The organism is Streptomyces sp. NPDC055013 (assembly GCF_053608645.1).
In genome coordinates, this window is the sequence record NZ_JBSGVW010000033.1 from 74,503 (window position 1) to 92,430 (window position 17,928).

Sequence of the window (17,928 nt, forward strand, 5' to 3'; positions counted from 1 at the left end):
TCGCACATGGTGCGGCCCTGAAGTGAGCGCACACCGGAGGAAGTTGACGTGACCGACATCGCCATGCTGCCCGAGTCCTGGCGCGGGGTTCTGGGCGACGAGCTTCAGCAGCCCTACTTCAAGGAGCTGACCGAGTTCGTCGAGGAGGAGCGGGCGAAGGGTCCCGTCCACCCGCCGCGCGACGAGGTCTTCGCCGCGCTGGACGCGACCCCGTACGAGCAGGTGAAGGTCCTGATCCTCGGCCAGGACCCCTACCACGGCGAGGGCCAGGGCCACGGTCTGTGCTTCTCGGTGCGCCCCGGCGTGAAGACGCCGCCGTCGCTGCGCAACATCTACAAGGAGATGAAGGAGGAGCTCGGCCACCCCGTCCCCGACAACGGCTATCTGATGCCCTGGGCCCAGCAGGGCGTCCTGCTGCTCAACGCGGTGCTGACGGTCCGCGGCGGCGAGGCCAACTCGCACAAGGGCAAGGGCTGGGAGAAGTTCACCGACGCGGTGATCCGGGCCGTGGCCCACCGGCCCGACCCCGCGGTGTTCGTGCTGTGGGGCAACTACGCGCAGAAGAAGCTCCCGCTCATCGACGAGACGCGGCACGTGGTCGTCAAGGGCGCGCATCCCTCGCCGCTGTCGGCGAAGAAGTTCTTCGGCTCCCGCCCGTTCACGCAGATCGACGAAGCGGTGGCCCGGCAGGGGCACGACCCCATCGACTGGCGCATCCCCGACCTGGGCTGAGCCGCGGCCGGGCCGGTCCTGCCCCGGACCGGCCCGATCCCGTACGGAGCGGCTTGACCGGGTTTGCCGGTGAGGGCCGTTAGCGTCGAGGGATCAGCCGACGAGGGTCCGGAGGACGCGGTGGCGGAGCGACAGGAGCGTACGGCGCCCGATGCCGTGCTGACGCGGATCGGGCAGGTCGTCATGCTGCATCACGCGGGGGACCGCGAGGAGGCCCGGCGCCGGCTGCTGGACCTGTGGACGGAGCTCGGCGAGGACGGCGACCCGCTGCACCGCTGCACCCTGGCGCACTACCTGGCCGACACACAGGACGACCCCTCGGACGAACTGGCATGGGATCTGCGGGCGTTGACCGAGGCCGAGGGGGCCGGTGCCGGCGACGGCCGTGACGCGCCGGCCGTCCGGGCGCTGTATCCCTCGCTGCACCTGAATCTGGCCGCCGACTATGTGAAGCTCGACCGCGCCGAGGCCGCCCGTGTGCATCTGCGCCGGGCGCGGGGAGCGGCGGGGGCGTTGGCGGACGACAGGTACGGGGACGGGGTGCGGGCGGAGATCAGGCGGCTGGAGGTGCGGCTGGGGGAAGGGCCGTAGCGGCGGACGGGGGATCGGGGGACGGCCGTAACGGGGGCAGGGGAGGCGGCCCGGGCCCCGGCAGTACCAGGGCGGGCGGCGGATGTCCGTTTACCCGCCTCCGCTCACCCTCCGCTCAATGGCCGTACGTCTGCTCGCAGATCCTCGACTCCGGGCTGTCGGCCCGCCAGCCGCCGTACTGCTTGCCCAGCGCGCAGACGTTCGTGTTCTTCGGGACCGCCTGGCGGGTCGAATCCCGCACGTCGGGGATCTTGACCGGTGGCACCTTCGGGACCTCGGGGGCCGGGCGGCGGGGCTCCTGGTGCTCGGGACGGGGGTGGGGGTGCGAGCGAGGAGCCGGTGGCGTGTGCGCCGCGGGCGGGGAGCCGGGGGACGCGGAGTGCGCGGCGGACGACGTGGGGGTCGGGCGGCGGGACGGACCGATGAACGCCAGAGCCTCGCGGGCCGGTGCCTGCACGATCTCGGGGTCCCTGTCTCCGCTCGGGCGCGGCGCCGACGGCTGGGCCGGTGCCGTCGGCGCGTCGGAAGCCGGCGGGCGCTCGACCGTCGTACAGCCGGAGAGGGCCGAGACGGCCATGGTGACCAGGAGCGTTGCGGTGGTCGTCGTTCGATGCACCCGCGCAACTCTGCTGGGTCCGGCGGCCGTTGGGACAGCGGACGAGCGAACCTTGCTTCCTACGGGTGATCTCTGACCCCGTAAGGGCGGCCCGATCCCGCCGCCGCTGACGTCAGTCGCCGGTGGCGCCGTCGACGCGCTCGCGGAGCAGGTCGGCGTGACCGTTGTGGCGGGCGTACTCCTCGATCATGTGGGTGATGATCCAGCGCAGATTGAAGGGCTCGCCCCGTCGGCTCCTGCCCTTGGAGATGTCGTTCAGGCCGAAGCCGGCCGCGTTGCGGCGGGCGTTTTCGATCTCCGTCTGCCAAGTCGTGTGCGCCTCGGCCCAGGTGTCGGCCTCGGTGAAGTGGAAGTCGCCGTCCGGGTCGTCCTCGCCGCAGTAGAGCACCCCGAGGTCCTCGTCCAGGAGGATCTCGTGGAACCAGAACCGCTCCACCTCCGCCATGTGCCGCACCAGCCCCATCAGGGTCAGCTCGGACGGCTCCACGGAGGCGGTCCTGAGCTGGGCGTCGGTCAGGCCTTCGCACTTCCAGGCGAGGGTCTGCCGGTGGTAGTCCAGCCAGCCCTCCAGCATGGTGCGCTCGTCGGCGGTGGTGTCGGGCTCATGGCGTTCGATGGTCATGCCCGCATCGTTTCTCAACTCGAACCGTTTGACCAGGAGTTATCGATGTCAGGCGGCTCAGCGCCCGAACATCCCGTCGAGCAGTTCGCGCAGGCTCGCCCGCACCTCCGCCAGCCCCGGGGCCTGCGAGCCGAAGGACCCGGCGACGCAGCTGAACATCAGCCCGTCCGCCCAGGCGACCAGTGACAGCACGTGCCGGGCCGGGTCCGTCGACCCCATCGCGCTCACCAGGGTGGCGAGCTGGTCGCGGAAGCGGGCGCCGGTCGCGTCGAAGTAGGCGCGCAGCTCGGGGCGGCGCGTGGCCTCCAGGGCCAGTTCGTAGCGGGCCAGCGTCAGTTCCCGGTTGCGGGTCAGGGCGCGGTGCGTCGCCAGGGCCAGGCCGTCGACCAGCGAGTCGAGGCCGCCGCGCGGGTCGGGCAGCTCCTCCAGCGCCAGTACCCGCGCCTCGCGGTCGGCGAGCCTCCGCACCGCCAGTTCCAGCAGCGCCTGCCGGGTACGCGCCAGATTGGACGTGGAGCCCTGGGGAAGCCCGGCCGTCTCGTCGACCGCCCGGTGCGTCAGCCCGCGCATCCCGCGCTCGGCGAGCAGTGCGAGGGCGGTGTCGGCCACGAGATCGGAGCGCGCGGCGCGCGGGGTGTGCTCGGACATGGAGATCAACCTACCTCTCGCACTACGTCTGTAGTACGCCGCACTACAGCTGTAGTACAGTCGATGCACCGGGCACTACATCTGTAGTCACGCAGGAGGAGTCATGGCACAGTCCAAGCGGGCCGTCGTGATCGGCGGCGGCATCGGAGGCCTGACGGCGGCCGCCGCGCTGCACCAAAGCGGCTGGGACGTCACCGTTCTGGAGCGGGCGCCGTCCCTGGAGCCGGTCGGTGCGGCCATCTCCCTCGCGCCCAACTCCCTGCGCGCGCTGGACGTCATCGGCCTCGGCGACGAGATCCGCGACCTGGCCGCCTGGCAGGGCGACGGGGGAGTGCGCACACCTTCGGGACGCTGGCTCTCCCGCACCGACGCCGACGCGGTCGCCGCACGCTTCGGCGGCCCCCTCGTCCTCCTCCACCGGGCCACCCTCATCAACAGCCTCGCCGCACTGCTCCCGTCCGGAGCCGTCCGCCCCGGGGTCGCGGCGACCGTCACCGACCCCGGCGACGTCGACCGTCCGGCGCGCGTGGTGACCTCGGACGACGAGATGGAGGCCGACCTCGTGGTGGCCGCCGACGGCATCCGGTCCGGCGTCCGCCCCGTGCTCTTCCCGGACCATCCCGGCACCGTCTACTCCGGTTTCACCACATGGCGGGTCGTGGTCCCGGTGCCCGGCGCACAGTTCGCCTCGCACGAGTCCTGGGGCCGGGGCCGCATCTGGGGCTCGCACCCGCTCAAGGACGGCCGCGTCTACGCCTACGCCGCCGCGATCACGCCCTCCGCGGAGCGCGCTCCCGACGACGAGAAGGCCGAACTGCTGCGCCGCTACGGCGACTGGCACGACCCGATCCCCGCGATCCTCGCCGCCGCCCGCCCCGAGGACGTCCTGCGTCACGACGTCCACCACATCGCCGAGGCACTGCCCGCCTACCACCGCGGGCGGGTCGCCCTGGTCGGGGACGCCGCGCATGCCATGCCGCCGATGCTCGGGCAGGGCGGCAACCAGGCCATCGAGGACGCCGTGGTCCTCGCCCACCATTGCGGCGACCTCGCCGCCTACACGGCGGCCCGCCTCCCGCGTACGACCGCCCTCGCCCGCCAGGCCGTCCACGTCGCCCGCCTCAACCTGATGACCGGCCGCGCCGCGATCGCCGTACGGAACACCACGCTCGCGGGCCTGTCCAAGGTCGCGCCCGCGCTGTTCCTGCGGAGCTTCGAGGCGATCGCCGACTGGGGGCCGCCGCAGCGGCCGTATGCTTCCAGGCAGACCCCGGCAGGCAAGCAGTGGAGGAGAACACCCCGTGAAGGTCGGCTGCATCGGACTCGGTGACATCGCGCAGAAGGCCTACCTGCCGGTGCTGGGTGTGCAGCCCGGGGTCGAACTGCACCTGCAGACCCGCACGCCCGCGACGCTCGCCCGGGTCGCGGACGGCCTCCACCTGCCGGCGGCACGGCGGCACACGGACCTCGATTCGCTCCTCGCCCAGGGCCTCGACGCCGCCTTCGTGCACGCGCCCACCGTCGTGCACCCGGAGATCGTGACCCGGCTGCTGGAGGCGGGCGTGCCGACGTACGTCGACAAGCCGCTCGCCTATCAACTCGCCGACTCCGAACGGCTGGTGGCGCTCGCCGAGCGACGGAACGTGAGCCTCGCCGTCGGCTTCAACCGACGCTACGCCCCCGGATACGCGCAGTGCGCCGACCATCCGCGCGAGCTGATCCTGATGCAGAAGAACCGGATCGGGCTGCCGGAAGAGCCGCGCTCGATGATCCTGGACGACTTCATCCACGTCGTGGACACGCTCCGCTTCCTCGCCCCCGGCCCGGTCGACGACGTGACCGTGCGCGCTCGCGTCGAGGGCGGGCTGCTGCACCATGTCGTGCTGCAGCTCTCCGGGGACGGCTTCACCGCGCTCGGCGTGATGAACCGGCTCAGCGGCTCGGCCGAGGAGATCCTCGAGGTGTCCGGGCAGGACACCAAGCGTCAGGTCCTCAACCTCGCCGAGGTCGTCGACCACAAGGGCCAGCCGACCGTGCGGCGGCGCGGCGACTGGGTGCCGGTGGCCCGGCAGCGCGGCATCGAGCAGGTGGTGCTCGCCTTCCTCGACGCCGTGCGTGCGGGCAAGGTGCTCAGCGCCCGGGACGCGCTGGCGACCCATGAGCTGTGCGAGCGGGTCGTACGCGCGGTTCAGGAGCAGGGCGCCTGAACCGGGGCCGCAGGGTCCGAACGCCCTCGGTCGCGGCCCACGCGGCCATGATCAGCAGCGCCGCCTGCAGCGGCCAGTCGCCGAAGCGGACGTACGGCGTGACACCGCCGGCCAGCGGAACCTCATAGACCGTACTGGTGCTCTCGCTCGTCCCCAGCCAGGAACCCACGCGCTGCCCGCTGGGGCCGTACACGGCGGAGACGCCGGTCAGCGTCGCGTGCACCATCGGCCGGCCGGTCTCTGCGGCGCGCAGTGCGGCGAGCGAGGCGTGCTGCTCCGGGGCCCAGCTCTGCTGGAACGTCGAGGTCGCCGACTGGGCGATCAGCACCTCGGCGCCACGGTCGACGAGATTGCGGCTCATGTCGGAGAACGCGGACTCGAAGCAGACCATCGGGCCGATGCGCAGTCCCTGCCCGGCGTCCATCACGACCTGCTCGGTGCCGCGCCTGCGGTCCTCGGCGGCAGCCTTGCCGACGGAGGTGGCCCAGCCCAGCATCGAGCGCATCGGTATGTACTCCCCGAAGGGCACCAGCCGCATCTTGTCGTAGCGGGCGCCGGTCGGGCCGTCCGGGCCGACGAGGATCGAGCTCTTGTAGATGCCGGGCCGGTCGGAGCGCCGCGCGTCCACGTTGACCAGGATGTTCGCCCCTGTCTCGCGGGACAGTGCCGCGAGCCGGCGCGCGAAGTCGGGCCGGTCGTCGAGGTCGTAGCCGACGCTGCTCTCGCCCCAGACCACCAGGTCGACGCCCTGGCCGGCGAGTTCGCGGGTGAGCTGCTCCTCCCGGTCGAAACGCCGGTCGGGCCCGTCCGCGCCCTGGATGACGCCCGGTTGCACCACGGCTATCCGGACCCGGTCCTCGACGTCCGGGCGTGGGGACCACACCCAGGCGGCCGAGGCGGCGACGGCCGTGGCGAGCAGCCCGGCCAGCGCGGGGATCCGGCACCTGCGCAGCACCACCAGCACGGCGACCGCGACATTGACGGCCACGATCAGGAAGCTGATCAGCCACACGCCACCCACCGAGGCGACCCGCAGCGCGGGCTCCGCCTCCCACTGGCTGGAGCCCAGCACGCCCCACGGCCCGCCGAGCCCCTGCCAGGAGCGGACGAGCTCGATCAGCAGCCAGCCGGACGGCAGCACGACGAGGGCCGCAGCGACCCGCCCCGGGGACGGCCGCGCGGACAGGAAGCGGCGCACCAGCCAGCCCCAGGGGGCCCACAGCGCACCCAGCAGGGCGGCGATGACGAACGTGAAGACATGCAGGTTCGGCAGCAGCCAGTGGTGCATCGCCAGCATGAAGCCGAAGCCGCCCCACCAGCCGTCGTGCAGCGCCCGCCGTCCGGTCGGGGCGGAGCGCAGCAGCGCGATCCACGGCACCAGGGCGACATACGCGAACCACCACCATGCCGGCTCCGGGAAGGCCAGCACGGGCAGTGCGCCGGCCAGGACGGCGGTGATCGAACGCCGCCACGGGGAGGTGAGCCAGTGGTTGATCGTCTTCATGCATCGCCTCCTACCCCGTGGTCCTTCCAGTGTGCGGCCAGGCACTGACAGTGGGACAGTGGGCGTCCGCTCAGGTGATCACGCCCGGTGATCAGGCCGGTGACCACGCCCGGTGATCAGGCCGGTGACCACGCCCGGTGATCAGGCCTGGTGACCACGCCCGCCGATCACGTCAGGTGGTGACGGCCGGTGCGGTCCGGTCGGGCAGCCGGCGCCACTTCTCCTGTACGACCACCTCGTGCAGCCGCCAGCCGTCATCCGTGCGCAGCAGCCCGAAGGCGTAGCGGCCGCCGCACACGAAGTCGGGGGCGGAGGAGCCTTCGCCGTTCGCGGCGAACCGCATCGGATTGATGTAGTCGGCCTGCACCCTGGCCACGTCGCCGATGTCCTGTTCCAGGATTCCGAAGCGCACCCTGCGGTTGACGATCAGGTGCTGCCGCATCGAGAACAGCCCCAGGCTCTCCGCGAGCCACGTGGCGACGCTCCCGGCGTCCCCCTCGATCCCGCCGGCCGACCGGTAGTCCGCGCGTCCATCCGGGGTGAACAGCTTCCTGTACGCCTCCCAGTCCCCGTCGTCCACGGCCACCGCGTACTCGGTGACCATTCCGTCGACTGCCAGCCGGTCCCTCAGGGTGGCGAGCTCCACACGCTGCGTCATCGGCTCAGTGTTGGGCATGAGGTGCACGGAGCCAAGGGGGCGTGCAGCGATATTCGCTGGATGGGGATGCGGCCAGGGGCGAAGCTGTCCCCGTGAAGGATCAGAACGACCGGCCCGCCGCGCACGAACCCAAGTTCCGCGTGCGCGCCCGGCACACAGAGTCCACCGTCACCGTCTATCAGGCCTACCGACCCGAGATCGGCCGGGCCGCGGCGGGCAGTGGGCGCTTTCCGGCTTCCTGGAGCCGCGACCGCATGACGTGGATCAAGCCGTCGTTCCTCTGGATGATGTACCGCTGCGGCTGGGCCGCGAAGGAGGACCAGGAGACCGTTCTCGCCGTCGAGATCAGCCGTGAGGGCTTCGAGTGGGCGCTGCGTCACGCGTGCCTCTCGCACTACGTGCCTGCCCTGCACGGCGACCGGGATGCCTGGAAGCGGCAGTTGAGGGCGGCGCCCGCGCGCGTGCAGTGGGATCCGGAGCGCGATCTGCGCCTCAACCCTTTGCCGTTCCGGTCCTTGCAGCTGGGGCTCGGAGGGGAGGCGACGGCACAGTACGCGGACGAATGGCTCCTCGGCATCGAGGATGTGACACCGCTCGCCAGGGAGCTGCACGCGCGTGTGCGGGTGGGTGAACTGGAGCGTGCGGCCGAGCTGTTGCCGAACGAGCGGCCGTACCCGCTGGGTGAGGACGTCCTGGCGCACCTGGCCGCCTAGACGCGGCCGAGCGTCAATCGGCGCCGCTCGCCCGGGATTCCCTGCTTCAGGCCGCCTCGATGACCGCACCGCGGATCGCGGCCGCCCACTCGACCACCAACAGCTCGTACTCCGCGCGCTCCTGAGCCGACAGCGAGCCGCCCGCGCGCAGCCACAGGGCACGGATCTCCTCGTTCACGTCGGCAGCAGACCGCGCGGAACCAGGGCCTAAGAAATGGGGGGACATGCAGGCAAGCCTAGGGGCAAGGGCTGACAGTGCGCTACCGGACGGCTACGCAGAACGTATGTGATTGGTCACGGATTTCGGTGTGGGGGTTTCGATGAGCGTCCGAGCCGACTCACAGGTCAGCAGGTCGGACGGTCAGTCGATCCACACGACCAGGCAGTGCCCGCGCCGCGCTGCTCCGCCGTAGAACTCCCGCATCGCGATGAAGTGCTCGACAAGACAGGCCCGTACGTCACCGGCGAATGCATGGCCGAAGCCGCACGCGACGGCCGCGTCCTCGGGGTGGGGCGGCAGGTCGGCCAGGAGGTCGTCCAGGTCGACGGCGTAGAGGGCGCGGGCGATCTCCGCGACCGCGGCAGGGGCGAGGAGGCGGGGCGGCCCCTCGATGCCGTCGTGTACCTCGTCGTGGTCGAGGAAGCCGATGTCCTCGCCGGGGTCCCCGGAGATGGCCCGGTCGAGCACTGCGATCAGGTCCGCGTCGGCTCCCGTCGCGCGGCAGTACCGGATGAGGCCCCAGGTCGCCCAGTCCGTGTCGAGGAGATCAACCGGCGGTGGATCCCAACCCGGCGCTGCCCCCGGCGAGTCGAGTGCCGAGGTGCGGCAGCGTTCGAGGTAGGCCGGGGTGACGCGGGCGAACTGCTGGGTGAGCGCCATGGACGGCGTGCTCGTCAGCCCGCCGACTCCGCCGCGTGCGGGCTCAGTACGCCCGCCGTCACCAGGACGATGATGACGATGCCGAGCGCGATGCGGTACCAGACGAACGGCATGAAGCTCTTGGTCGAGATGAACTTCATGAACCAGGCGATGACCGCGTAGCCGGTCACAAAGGCGATCACCGTCGCGAAGATCGTCGGGCCCCAGGACACGTGGTCGTTCTCCATCGCGTCCTTGAGCTCGAACAGACCGGAGGCGAGGACGGCCGGGATGGCGAGGAGGAAGGAGTAGCGGGCCGCGGACTCGCGGGAGTAGCCCATGAAGAGGCCGCCGCTGATGGTGGCGCCGGAGCGGGAGACTCCGGGGATGAGTGCCGCGGACTGGCACAGGCCGAAGATCAGGCCGTCCTTCACGTTCAGTTCCTCGAGGCCCTTGCGCTGCTTGGCCGCGCGATGCCGGCCGCCCGACTCGTCGCGTGCCGCCAGCCGGTCCGCGATGCCGATGATGATGCCGACGACGATCAGCATGGTCGCCGTGATGCGCAGGTCACGGAAGGGGCCCTCGATCTGGTCCTTGAGCGTCAGACCCAGCACACCGATCGGGATCGAGCCGACGATCACCAGCCAGCCCATCTGGGCGTCGTGGTCGCGCCGCATCTCCTTGTTGGTCAGCGACCGCAGCCACGCCGAGATGATCCGCCCGATGTCCTTGCGGAAGTAGATCAGTACCGCGATCTCCGTGCCGATCTGAGTGATCGCCGTGAAGGCCGCACCGGGGTCCTCCCATCCCGAGAACGCCGCGGTCAGACGCAGGTGCGCGCTGGAGGACACGGGGAGGAACTCGGTCAGCCCCTGGACGAGTCCGAGGATGAGCGATTCAAACCAAGACATGAAGTTACGGAGTCCAAGTGCTGGTTGCGGCAAGGGATGAAGGGGGACACCGCGTCGGCGGCGCAGTGATCGCAGGTGTCGAGGGGCAGCGTAGCGCCCCGCGAAGTCGGCCCCGGCACAGGGGCCTCGCTCCGGCGGGAGCGAGAGGCCTCAGGATGCCGTCGGTCCCGTCACCGTCCATCCGGGCGCCTGCGGGTGGGCCGTGAGGTCCTCGTGGCGCACCGCGCCGCCACAGGCGCGGCAGGTGACCACCGCGACCAGCTCGTTTCCGCAGGTGTGCTCGATCACCATGGGGCGGTCGTCGGCCGTGCGCAGGTGGCGGTCGCCCCACGCCATGAGGGTCATCAGGACCGGCTCCAGCTCCAGCCCCGCCGGCGTGGGCCGGTACTCGAACCGCTGCGGGCGCTCGCTGTAGGCCCGCTTGGTGAGGATGCCGGCGTCGACGAGGCGGCGCAGCCGGGTGGCCAGGATGTCGCGCGGGGCGCCGATGTTGCGCACGAGCTGGTCGAAGCGGCCGTTGCCCAGGCAGACCTCGCGCAGGACGAGCAGCGAGTACTTCTCGCCGACGAGCGCCAGGGCGTCGGCGATCGAACAGGGGCGCGGGTCTTTGGTGGCGGCCATGCGGCTCAGTTTAGGGGGAGGGTTCGACTTTCCAACTTGAGGGTTTGATTTTCCAACTTGCCGGGCTATGGTGAGTTCGAATTTCCTACTCACTGGTAATCGCGCCGGTGATCGCCCCGGCGGCCAAGGAGGCCCGCACCATGCGTGACGCAGTCATCGTCGAAGCCGTACGCACCCCGATAGGCAAGGGCAAGCCGAGCGGCGCCCTGGCGCACGTCCACCCCGTGGAACTCCTCTCCCACACCCTGCGCACCCTCGTCCAGCGTTCGGGCGTCGACCCGGCGCTGATCGACGACGTCATCGGCGGCACCGTCGACCAGGTCGGCGAGCAGGCCATGAACACCACCCGCTACGCGGCCCTGTCGGCAGGCTTCCCGGAGACGGTCCCGGCGACCACCGTGGACCGCCAGTGCGGCTCCTCCCAGCAGGCCGTGCACTTCGCCGCGCAAGGCGTCATCTCGGGCGCGTACGACATGGTCGTCGCGTGCGGGGTCGAGTCGATGAGCCGGGTGCCGATGTGGTCGAACGTGCCGCCCGGCAAGGACCCCTTCGGCCCCGGCATCGCCGAGCGCTACCCCGAGGGGCTCGTCCCGCAGGGCATCAGCGCCGAACTCATCGCGGCCAAGTGGTCGATCACGCGCGAGCAGATGGACGCGTTCGCCGTCTCCTCGCACCACAAGGCCGCCGCGGCCTGGGACAACGGCCTCTTCGACGCCGAGGTCGCGTCCCTGGAGGGCGTCTCGCGCGACGAATGCGTACGCCCCGGCAGCACCCCCGAGATCCTCGCCGGCCTCAAGCCCGCCTACCACGACCCGGTCTTCGCCGAGCGTTTCCCGCAGATCGAGTGGAACGTCACCGCGGGCAACGCGAGCCCCATCAACGACGGCGCGTCCGCCGTGCTCATCACGTCCGGCGAGACGGCGGCCCGGCTCGGCCTGCGTCCCCTGGCCCGGCTGCACAGCTTCTCCGTCACCGGCTCCGACCCGGTCCTCATGCTCACCGGGGTGATACCGGCGACGGAGAAGGTGCTGCGCCGGGCGAACCTGTCCCTCGACGACATCGACCTGTTCGAGGTCAACGAGGCCTTCTCCAGCGTGGTCCTCGCCTGGCGGCAGGAGACCGGCGCCGACCTCGCGAAGGTCAACGTGCACGGCGGCGCGATCGCGATCGGCCATCCGCTCGGTGCCAGCGGAACCCGTCTGACGACCACCCTGGTGCACGCGATGCGCGAGCGCGGCGCCCGCTACGCACTGCAGACGATGTGCGAGGCGGGCGGTCTCGCCAACGCGATGATCCTGGAGTCGGTGTAGCCGCGCCCGCATCAGGCGAAACGGTTCAGCGGCCCCGCAGGTGGTGGCGCTTGCGCCACGCCACCACCGCGCCGGCCAGCGCCGGCAGCGCGATACAGGCGAGCGCGATCAGGAAGGCGGGCGACGTCGGCGTGGAGGCACGGGCGCCGGCGACGACGTACGCGGCTACGTTCGGGATCGACCCGATGGCCGTCGCGAGCAGGAACGGGACGTAGCCCATGCGGGAGACGGCGGCGGCGTAGTTCGCGGCCCAGAACGGCACACCGGGGAACAGCCGCACCGCCAGCATCGAGCGGAACCCGTGCCGGCTGAACTGGCCGTCCGCCGCCTTCAGCAACCGGCCGCGCAGCAGCGGGCGCAGCGCCTCCTGGCCGAGCAACCGGCCCAGCCCGAAGGCGAGCCCGGCCCCCAGCACCGTGCCCGCCAGGGCCGAGCCGATTCCCCACTCGGAGCCGAAGAGCGCGCCCGCCGCGAGGTTCAGCAGCGGCCGCGGCACGAACGCCACCGTGATCAGTCCGTACGCCACGGCGAACAACACCACCGCGGCCGGGCCCGCCACCTGGGGCGGCCAGCCGTCCGCCAGCAGCTTCTGCGGCTCGAAGAGCAGCACGGACGACGCCGCCGCCGCGAGCAGGACCAGGAGCAGCGACAGCCGGGACCACGGCGACAGCAGCGTTCTCGTGCAGCGCGCGGAGAAGCCCGCGGGCACGGGGACGGGAACAGGGACGGCTGCGGGGGCGGGTACTGCGAGCTCCGTGGCGGCGGCCCGCGAAGGGGCCTTGGCGGTGCCCCCAGAGCGGGTGGTGGCATCGTCGAGCATCCGGCGACACTAACCGACAAAGATGTGTGATCGCCGTATGGTTCGTCTCATGAGCGTCACAGGAGGGAGAACAACGGAAGTTCCCCGCAGTGGTCTGGCCGACACGGTCCTGGAGCGGCTCACCGCCACATACGCCGCCGCCGCGGACCCTGAGCGCGCTGCCGCCGCCCGGGCGTACATGAAGGACGCCGCTCCGTTCCTCGGCATCCCCACCCCCGAGCGCCGCGCGCTCTCCCGCGCCGTACTCGAGGGCACACCACGCCCCGCCGAGGCCGACTGCACCGCGATCGCCCTGCGCTGCTGGGAGCTGCCCGAGCGCGAGTACCACTACTTCGCCGTCGACTATCTGCGTCGGCACGTGGGGCGCTGCTCCTCCGGCTTCCTGCCGGTGACCCGGCACCTCGTCACCACCGTCTCCTGGTGGGACACCGTCGACGCACTCGCCGCGCACGTCGTCGGCGGCCTCGTCGCGGCCGACCCGAAGCTCACCGCCGACATGGACGCCTGGATCGCCGACGACGACCTGTGGGTCGCCCGCACCGCGCTCCTCCACCAGCTGCGCTACAAGGACCACACCGACGCCTCACGCCTTTTCGCCTACTGCCTGCGTCAGTCCGGGCACACCGACTTCTTCATCCGCAAGGCCATCGGCTGGTGCCTGCGGGAGTACGCCAAGACCGACCCGGAGGCCGTACGGGAGTTCCTGGCGCGGGAGCGGGGGAGGTTCGCGCCGCTGTCGGTGCGGGAGGCGCTGAAGAACATCGGGGCATAAGCCCCGAACTCCCCATCAGCGAAAAACCATTCGACGCCGGGCACGGCGTCGACGATGATCGGCCTCATGTTCCGGCACGCCTTCGTCCTCGCAGCATCCGCAGTCGCGGATGCCACGAAGGCTGCCGTTCTGGTCCTCGTGACCGCCGTCGACGGCGCCCGAAGCTGACCCTCTCCGGATAGTCCGGCGGACCCCGCAGGGGGAGGGTCGGCAAGTCCTTGGGGTCCCCATCTCGCACGAGAGCTCTCGTAGGCGAGATCACTTTGCAGAGACTTCGAGGTACAGCCATGTCCAAGACGGCATACGTGCGCACCAAACCGCATCTGAACATCGGCACGATGGGTCATGTCGACCACGGCAAGACCACGTTGACCGCCGCCATCACCAAGGTTCTCGCCGAGCGCGGGTCCTCCACGTTCGTTCCGTTCGACCGCATCGACCGGGCGCCGGAGGAGGCCGCGCGCGGCATCACCATCAACATCGCGCACGTCGAGTACGAGACCGACACCCGCCACTACGCGCACGTGGACATGCCGGGCCACGCCGACTACGTCAAGAACATGGTCACCGGCGCCGCGCAGCTGGACGGGGCGATCCTCGTCGTGTCCGCGCTCGACGGGATCATGCCGCAGACCGCCGAACACGTGCTGCTCGCCCGGCAGGTGGGCGTCGACCACATCGTGGTCGCGCTCAACAAGGCCGACGCGGGTGACGAGGAGCTCATCGACCTCGTCGAGCTGGAGGTCCGCGACCTGCTCACCGAGCACGGCTACGGCGGCGACGCCGCGCCCGTCGTGCGGGTGTCGGGGCTGAAGGCCCTGGAGGGGGACCCCAAGTGGACGGCGTCCGTCGAGGCGCTGCTCGACGCGGTGGACACGTACGTTCCGATGCCGGAGCGGTATGTGGACGCGCCGTTCCTGCTGCCCGTCGAGAACGTGCTCACGATCACCGGCCGGGGGACCGTGGTGACCGGCGCCGTGGAGCGGGGCACCGTGCGGGTCGGCGACCGGGTCGAAGTGCTCGGGGCCGGGCTGGAGAGCGTGGTCACCGGCCTGGAGACGTTCGGCAAGCCGATGGACGAGGCGCAGGCCGGGGACAACGTGGCGCTGTTGCTGCGCGGGGTTCCCCGGGACGCGGTGCGCAGGGGGCACGTGGTGGCCGCGCCGGGCAGTGTCGTTCCGCGCCGTCGTTTCTCCGCGCAGGTGTACGTGCTCTCGGCCCGTGAGGGCGGGCGTACGACTCCCGTCGTCACCGGGTATCGGCCGCAGTTCTACATCCGTACGGCGGATGTGGTGGGTGACATCGACCTCGGTGAGGCGGGTGTCGCGCGGCCCGGCGAGACGGTTGCGATGACCGTCGAGCTGGGGCGTGAGGTGCCGTTGGAGCCGGGGCTCGGGTTCGCCATCCGTGAGGGCGGCAGGACGGTCGGGGCGGGGACCGTGACCGCCGTCGTGTGAGGAGGGTTCGGTTCCGGGGGGACTGCGGGATCGTCGTGGCTGATCGCGTAGTCCCCCGCGCCCCTGCAGGGGCGCTCCCGTGCACTTCTTCGGGGTCCTGCCGCCACAATGAGAAGGTGAACGAGTCCATACCCGTGACCCGGCCCGTCGACTACGGCACCGCCAAGCTGATGCCCGACGTCGATCGGAAGCGGGCCTGGTTGCTCACCGTCGACGGGGCTCCTCAGTCGTACGTCGATCTTGACGAGCCGACGTACCTGGAGTTCGAGTACGCCCGGCGGCTGGGGCATGTGCTCGACACCGTCGCCGAGGCGGGGCGGCCGCTGGACGTGCTGCATCTCGGGGGCGGCGCGCTCATGCTGCCCCGGTACGTGGCCGCGACCCGGCCCGGCTCCCGGCAGGACGTGGTCGAGGCCGACCGGGGCCTGTTGGAGCTGGTCGCCGAGCATCTGCCGGTTCCGGACGGGGTCGGCATCCGGCTGCACGCCGGGGACGCCCGGGAGTGGCTCGAGGCCGCCGCGGACGACTCGGCCGACGTGCTGGTCGCCGATGTCTTCGGTGGGTCACGGGTGCCGGCGCACCTGACGTCGGTCGCGTACGTCCGTCAGGCCGAGCGGGTTCTGCGGGAAGGCGGCGTCTATGTGGCGAACCTCGCCGATGCCGCGCCCTTCGCCTTCCTGCGGTCCCAGCTCGCCACCTACGGCACGGTGTTCGAGGAGCTGGCGCTGATCGCCGAACCGGGTGTGCTGCGCGGCAGACGGTTCGGCAACGCCGTGCTCGTCGCCGCGCACCGGCCCTTCGACACGGCCGCCCTGGCCCGCCTCTCCGCCTCCGACGCCTTTGCGGCGAGGGTCGAACACGGGCCCGGCCTGCGCGAGTTCATCGGCGGGGCACGGCCGGTGCGGGACGAGGACGCCGTACCGTCACCCGAGCCCCCGGACGGGGCTTTCAGCATCGGCTGAGCCGAGGTGTCCGCTCGCGGTCACCTGCTTGGTACGACGCCGTAGGTTCCGTACGTCCGGTACGCACAGGACCGCCGCCGTGACGACCACGACCAGCGCGGCGCAGCCCCACAGCGCGGACGTGCGCCCGACCGCCGTTTCCGCCGGGCCGGCCAGCGCCGTCGCCAGCGGGACCAGCGCGACCGAGCCGAACCAGTCGTACGCGGCGACCCGGGACAGCTTCTCCTCCGGTATCTCCTGATGGAGCGCCGTCATCCAGGAGACGCCGAACACCTCCAGCGTCACGCCGGTGAGGAACATCACCGCGCACAGCACGCCGATCGGCGCGGGAATGGCGAGCGCGGCGGAGGGGAGGGCGAGCGGGAAGACGCACAGGGTGCCGGCGAGGAGCAGGCGGCGTGGCTTCCAGCGGGTCATGAGCAGGGCGCCGGCGACCGTGCCCGCGCCGAAGAAGCCCAGCGCCAGGCCCCACGGGCCCGCCCCGCCCAGGTGGTCCCGGGCGACCAGCGGGCCGTAGACCGCGTCGGCCGCGGCGACGACCGCGTTCGCGAGGGAGAACTGGACGACGACGGCCCACAGCCAAGGCCGCCCGGCGAACTCCCGCCAGCCGTCCCGCAGATCGGCGAGCATGCCGCCGCCCGGCGCGCGCGGAATGTGACTCACGTCGAGGAACGCCCGCATGGATCCGGCGACGGCGAAGGCCGCCGCGTCCGCCGCCAGCACCCAGCCGGGCCCGATCGCGGCCACCATGGCACCGCCGAGGGCGGCACCGCCGACCACCGCCGCCTGCATGGCCATCCGGAACACGGCGAACGCCCGGCTCGCCTGCTCGCCCTGGACCGACGACAGCAGCATGCCCTCGGCGGCCGGGCTGAAGAACGCCTGCCCGGTGCCGCCGAGGGCGGTCAGCAGCATCATCTGCCACAGCTGGGCCTCGCCGGCGATGACGAGCACGGCGAAGGCGGCTTGGGAGACACAGTTGAGGGCGTTGGCCGCGACCATCACCCGGTGCCGCGGAACCCGGTCCGCGACGGCGCCGCCGATCAGCAAGAAGAGCACCAGGGGCAGGGTGCGGGAAGCGGCCACCAGGCCCACGTCGCCGCCGTCGCCGCCGGCCTCCAGTACCGCGAACGCCGCGGCGATCAGCGCGCCATGACTGCCGAGGTTCGTGACGAACGCCGAGGCGGTCAGCAGGCTGTAGTTGCGGCCGGCCCAGGCGGGGCGACGGGAACGGCGGCGGGGATCGGCGGCGGAGGTCACCGGCCGACTATCGCCGCCCGGTCCTCGATTTGCCAAACGAAGTGCAGGTCACGGGTCGGATGCACCGCATCGCCCCGAACGCCGTCCGCGGCCCGTCACCTCCACCGTCCCCTTACATCGACCACCTATCTGTTGCGTCACACGCCCTGTCCCTCGGAGCCTACTCGTGGGTAACATGACCGTCATGAGCGCAGACCAGATGTCGATCGGCGAGATGCTCGCCGCCACCGTGCCCATGGCCCGGACCCTGAACCTCGAGTTCCTGGAGACCACGCCGGACAAGGCCGTGGTGGCTCTGCCGGACCAGGGTGAGTACCACAACCACGTGGGCGGGCCGCACGCCGGCGCCATGTTCACGCTCGGGGAGTCCGCCAGCGGGGCGATCGTGCTGGCTGCGTTCGGCGACCAGCTCTCGCGCGCCGTTCCGCTCGCCGTCAGCGCCGAGATCGCCTACAAGAAGCTCGCCATGGGCGCCGTCACCGCCACCGCGACGCTGGGCCGTCCGGCCGCCGAGGTCGTCGCGGAGCTGGACGCGGGGGAGCGGCCCGAGTTCCCCGTGGCCATCGAGATCCAGCGCGGTGACGGAGCCGTCACCGGGGAGATGACCGTCGTCTGGACGCTGCGTCCTAACGGCTGAGTCGGCCGTAAGACCACGAAGAGGGGCC

21 protein-coding genes are annotated in these 17,928 nt (G+C 71.4%); 10 read left to right on the top strand and 11 right to left on the bottom strand.

Annotated features, from left to right (window positions below):
• Window positions 1-48: 48 nt before the first annotated feature.
• Window positions 49-732 carry a uracil-DNA glycosylase gene (gene ung, locus ACWGDB_RS32175; protein ID WP_453825665.1) on the top strand — a complete coding sequence of 228 codons (684 nt, stop codon included), beginning with the start codon at window positions 49-51 and terminating at the stop codon, window positions 730-732.
• A 120-nt stretch (window positions 733-852) separates the two neighbouring features.
• A complete protein-coding gene (locus tag ACWGDB_RS32180) occupies window positions 853-1,323 on the top strand; it encodes a hypothetical protein (RefSeq protein ID WP_453825666.1) in 471 nt (156 codons plus the stop codon).
• 115 nt (window positions 1,324-1,438) lie between these two features.
• Here ACWGDB_RS32180 and ACWGDB_RS32185 read toward each other — a convergent pair whose 3' ends face one another.
• From ACWGDB_RS32185 to ACWGDB_RS32195, 3 genes are all read right to left on the bottom strand, one after another.
• Window positions 1,439-1,939 (bottom strand): hypothetical protein, encoded by a 501-nt coding sequence (locus ACWGDB_RS32185; RefSeq protein ID WP_453825667.1) that lies wholly within the window; start codon window positions 1,937-1,939, stop codon window positions 1,439-1,441.
• Window positions 1,940-2,051: 112 nt separating this feature from the next.
• Window positions 2,052-2,561 (bottom strand): DinB family protein, encoded by a 510-nt coding sequence (locus ACWGDB_RS32190; RefSeq protein ID WP_453825668.1) that lies wholly within the window; start codon window positions 2,559-2,561, stop codon window positions 2,052-2,054.
• A gap of 57 nt (window positions 2,562-2,618) precedes the next feature.
• Window positions 2,619-3,209 carry a TetR/AcrR family transcriptional regulator gene (locus ACWGDB_RS32195; RefSeq protein WP_453825669.1) on the bottom strand — a complete coding sequence of 197 codons (591 nt, stop codon included), beginning with the start codon at window positions 3,207-3,209 and terminating at the stop codon, window positions 2,619-2,621.
• Between the two features lie 103 nt (window positions 3,210-3,312).
• Here ACWGDB_RS32195 and ACWGDB_RS32200 point away from each other — a divergent pair, with 103 nt between their 5' ends.
• Entirely contained in the window at window positions 3,313-4,539 is a 1,227-nt protein-coding gene (locus ACWGDB_RS32200; RefSeq protein WP_453825670.1) for an FAD-dependent monooxygenase, read from the top strand.
• Window positions 4,511-5,416, top strand: a complete 906-nt coding sequence (locus tag ACWGDB_RS32205) for a Gfo/Idh/MocA family protein (protein WP_453825671.1) — start codon at window positions 4,511-4,513, stop codon at window positions 5,414-5,416. Before ACWGDB_RS32200 ends, ACWGDB_RS32205 begins: the two co-directional genes overlap by 29 nt.
• Here the strand turns inward: ACWGDB_RS32205 and lnt are convergent.
• Complete coding sequence (gene lnt / locus ACWGDB_RS32210) at window positions 5,340-6,920, bottom strand: apolipoprotein N-acyltransferase (RefSeq protein WP_453825672.1); 1,581 nt, start codon at window positions 6,918-6,920, stop codon at window positions 5,340-5,342. The genes ACWGDB_RS32205 and lnt overlap by 77 nt on opposite strands.
• 172 nt (window positions 6,921-7,092) lie before the next feature.
• Window positions 7,093-7,578 carry a nuclear transport factor 2 family protein gene (locus ACWGDB_RS32215; protein ID WP_453825673.1) on the bottom strand — a complete coding sequence of 162 codons (486 nt, stop codon included), beginning with the start codon at window positions 7,576-7,578 and terminating at the stop codon, window positions 7,093-7,095.
• A 92-nt stretch (window positions 7,579-7,670) separates the two neighbouring features.
• Here ACWGDB_RS32215 and ACWGDB_RS32220 point away from each other — a divergent pair, with 92 nt between their 5' ends.
• Window positions 7,671-8,291 carry a DUF4291 domain-containing protein gene (locus tag ACWGDB_RS32220; RefSeq protein ID WP_453825674.1) on the top strand — a complete coding sequence of 207 codons (621 nt, stop codon included), beginning with the start codon at window positions 7,671-7,673 and terminating at the stop codon, window positions 8,289-8,291.
• A gap of 46 nt (window positions 8,292-8,337) precedes the next feature.
• On the opposite strand, the gene ACWGDB_RS32225 is transcribed toward ACWGDB_RS32220, so the two are convergent.
• The 4 genes from ACWGDB_RS32225 to ACWGDB_RS32240 form a co-directional block, all read right to left on the bottom strand.
• Window positions 8,338-8,517 carry a hypothetical protein gene (locus tag ACWGDB_RS32225; protein WP_453825675.1) on the bottom strand — a complete coding sequence of 60 codons (180 nt, stop codon included), beginning with the start codon at window positions 8,515-8,517 and terminating at the stop codon, window positions 8,338-8,340.
• Window positions 8,518-8,652: 135 nt separating this feature from the next.
• On the bottom strand, window positions 8,653-9,171 hold the full coding sequence (locus ACWGDB_RS32230) for a DUF1877 family protein (protein ID WP_453825676.1): 519 nt from the start codon (window positions 9,169-9,171) through the stop codon (window positions 8,653-8,655).
• 14 nt (window positions 9,172-9,185) lie between these two features.
• Window positions 9,186-10,061: an undecaprenyl-diphosphate phosphatase gene (locus ACWGDB_RS32235; protein ID WP_453825677.1), complete on the bottom strand. Its 876-nt coding sequence runs from the start codon at window positions 10,059-10,061 to the stop codon at window positions 9,186-9,188.
• Between the two features lie 150 nt (window positions 10,062-10,211).
• Window positions 10,212-10,682: a winged helix-turn-helix transcriptional regulator gene (locus ACWGDB_RS32240; protein WP_453825678.1), complete on the bottom strand. Its 471-nt coding sequence runs from the start codon at window positions 10,680-10,682 to the stop codon at window positions 10,212-10,214.
• Between the two features lie 140 nt (window positions 10,683-10,822).
• On the opposite strand from ACWGDB_RS32240, the gene ACWGDB_RS32245 reads away from it, so the two are divergent.
• Window positions 10,823-11,992 carry a thiolase family protein gene (locus ACWGDB_RS32245; protein WP_453825679.1) on the top strand — a complete coding sequence of 390 codons (1,170 nt, stop codon included), beginning with the start codon at window positions 10,823-10,825 and terminating at the stop codon, window positions 11,990-11,992.
• A gap of 25 nt (window positions 11,993-12,017) precedes the next feature.
• Here ACWGDB_RS32245 and ACWGDB_RS32250 read toward each other — a convergent pair whose 3' ends face one another.
• Window positions 12,018-12,812, bottom strand: a complete 795-nt coding sequence (locus ACWGDB_RS32250; protein WP_453825680.1) for a TVP38/TMEM64 family protein — start codon at window positions 12,810-12,812, stop codon at window positions 12,018-12,020.
• A 49-nt stretch (window positions 12,813-12,861) separates the two neighbouring features.
• On the opposite strand from ACWGDB_RS32250, the gene ACWGDB_RS32255 reads away from it, so the two are divergent.
• From ACWGDB_RS32255 to ACWGDB_RS32265, 3 genes are all read left to right on the top strand, one after another.
• Window positions 12,862-13,584: a DNA alkylation repair protein gene (locus ACWGDB_RS32255; protein ID WP_453825681.1), complete on the top strand. Its 723-nt coding sequence runs from the start codon at window positions 12,862-12,864 to the stop codon at window positions 13,582-13,584.
• Between the two features lie 287 nt (window positions 13,585-13,871).
• Complete coding sequence (gene tuf, locus ACWGDB_RS32260) at window positions 13,872-15,041, top strand: elongation factor Tu (protein ID WP_427842097.1); 1,170 nt, start codon at window positions 13,872-13,874, stop codon at window positions 15,039-15,041.
• Between the two features lie 116 nt (window positions 15,042-15,157).
• Window positions 15,158-16,003, top strand: coding sequence for a spermidine synthase (locus ACWGDB_RS32265; RefSeq protein ID WP_383599515.1), 846 nt, complete (start codon window positions 15,158-15,160; stop codon window positions 16,001-16,003).
• Here the strand turns inward: ACWGDB_RS32265 and ACWGDB_RS32270 are convergent.
• Complete coding sequence (locus tag ACWGDB_RS32270) at window positions 15,965-17,263, bottom strand: MFS transporter (RefSeq protein ID WP_453825682.1); 1,299 nt, start codon at window positions 17,261-17,263, stop codon at window positions 15,965-15,967. The genes ACWGDB_RS32265 and ACWGDB_RS32270 overlap by 39 nt on opposite strands.
• 199 nt (window positions 17,264-17,462) lie before the next feature.
• Here ACWGDB_RS32270 and ACWGDB_RS32275 point away from each other — a divergent pair, with 199 nt between their 5' ends.
• The gene (locus ACWGDB_RS32275; RefSeq protein WP_453825704.1) at window positions 17,463-17,900 is read left to right on the top strand and encodes a DUF4442 domain-containing protein; all 438 of its coding nucleotides are present in this window, start codon (window positions 17,463-17,465) and stop codon (window positions 17,898-17,900) included.
• Window positions 17,901-17,928 lie beyond the last annotated feature (28 nt).

What these genes read in the sequence shown, in the direction of transcription:
- ACWGDB_RS32190 (WP_453825668.1), bottom strand. Translation starts at nt 2,561, where the DNA reads ATGACCATCGAACGCCATGAGCCCGACACCACCGCCGACGAGCGCACC.
- ACWGDB_RS32195 (WP_453825669.1), bottom strand. Translation starts at nt 3,209, where the DNA reads ATGTCCGAGCACACCCCGCGCGCCGCGCGCTCCGATCTCGTGGCCGAC.
- ACWGDB_RS32200 (WP_453825670.1), top strand. Translation starts at nt 3,313, where the DNA reads ATGGCACAGTCCAAGCGGGCCGTCGTGATCGGCGGCGGCATCGGAGGC.
- lnt (WP_453825672.1), bottom strand. Translation starts at nt 6,920, where the DNA reads ATGAAGACGATCAACCACTGGCTCACCTCCCCGTGGCGGCGTTCGATC.
- ACWGDB_RS32215 (WP_453825673.1), bottom strand. Translation starts at nt 7,578, where the DNA reads ATGACGCAGCGTGTGGAGCTCGCCACCCTGAGGGACCGGCTGGCAGTC.
- ACWGDB_RS32225 (WP_453825675.1), bottom strand. Translation starts at nt 8,517, where the DNA reads ATGTCCCCCCATTTCTTAGGCCCTGGTTCCGCGCGGTCTGCTGCCGAC.
- ACWGDB_RS32230 (WP_453825676.1), bottom strand. Translation starts at nt 9,171, where the DNA reads ATGGCGCTCACCCAGCAGTTCGCCCGCGTCACCCCGGCCTACCTCGAA.
- ACWGDB_RS32235 (WP_453825677.1), bottom strand. Translation starts at nt 10,061, where the DNA reads ATGTCTTGGTTTGAATCGCTCATCCTCGGACTCGTCCAGGGGCTGACC.
- ACWGDB_RS32240 (WP_453825678.1), bottom strand. Translation starts at nt 10,682, where the DNA reads ATGGCCGCCACCAAAGACCCGCGCCCCTGTTCGATCGCCGACGCCCTG.
- ACWGDB_RS32245 (WP_453825679.1), top strand. Translation starts at nt 10,823, where the DNA reads ATGCGTGACGCAGTCATCGTCGAAGCCGTACGCACCCCGATAGGCAAG.
- ACWGDB_RS32250 (WP_453825680.1), bottom strand. Translation starts at nt 12,812, where the DNA reads ATGCTCGACGATGCCACCACCCGCTCTGGGGGCACCGCCAAGGCCCCT.
- ACWGDB_RS32255 (WP_453825681.1), top strand. Translation starts at nt 12,862, where the DNA reads ATGAGCGTCACAGGAGGGAGAACAACGGAAGTTCCCCGCAGTGGTCTG.
- tuf (WP_427842097.1), top strand. Translation starts at nt 13,872, where the DNA reads ATGTCCAAGACGGCATACGTGCGCACCAAACCGCATCTGAACATCGGC.
- ACWGDB_RS32275 (WP_453825704.1), top strand. Translation starts at nt 17,463, where the DNA reads ATGTCGATCGGCGAGATGCTCGCCGCCACCGTGCCCATGGCCCGGACC.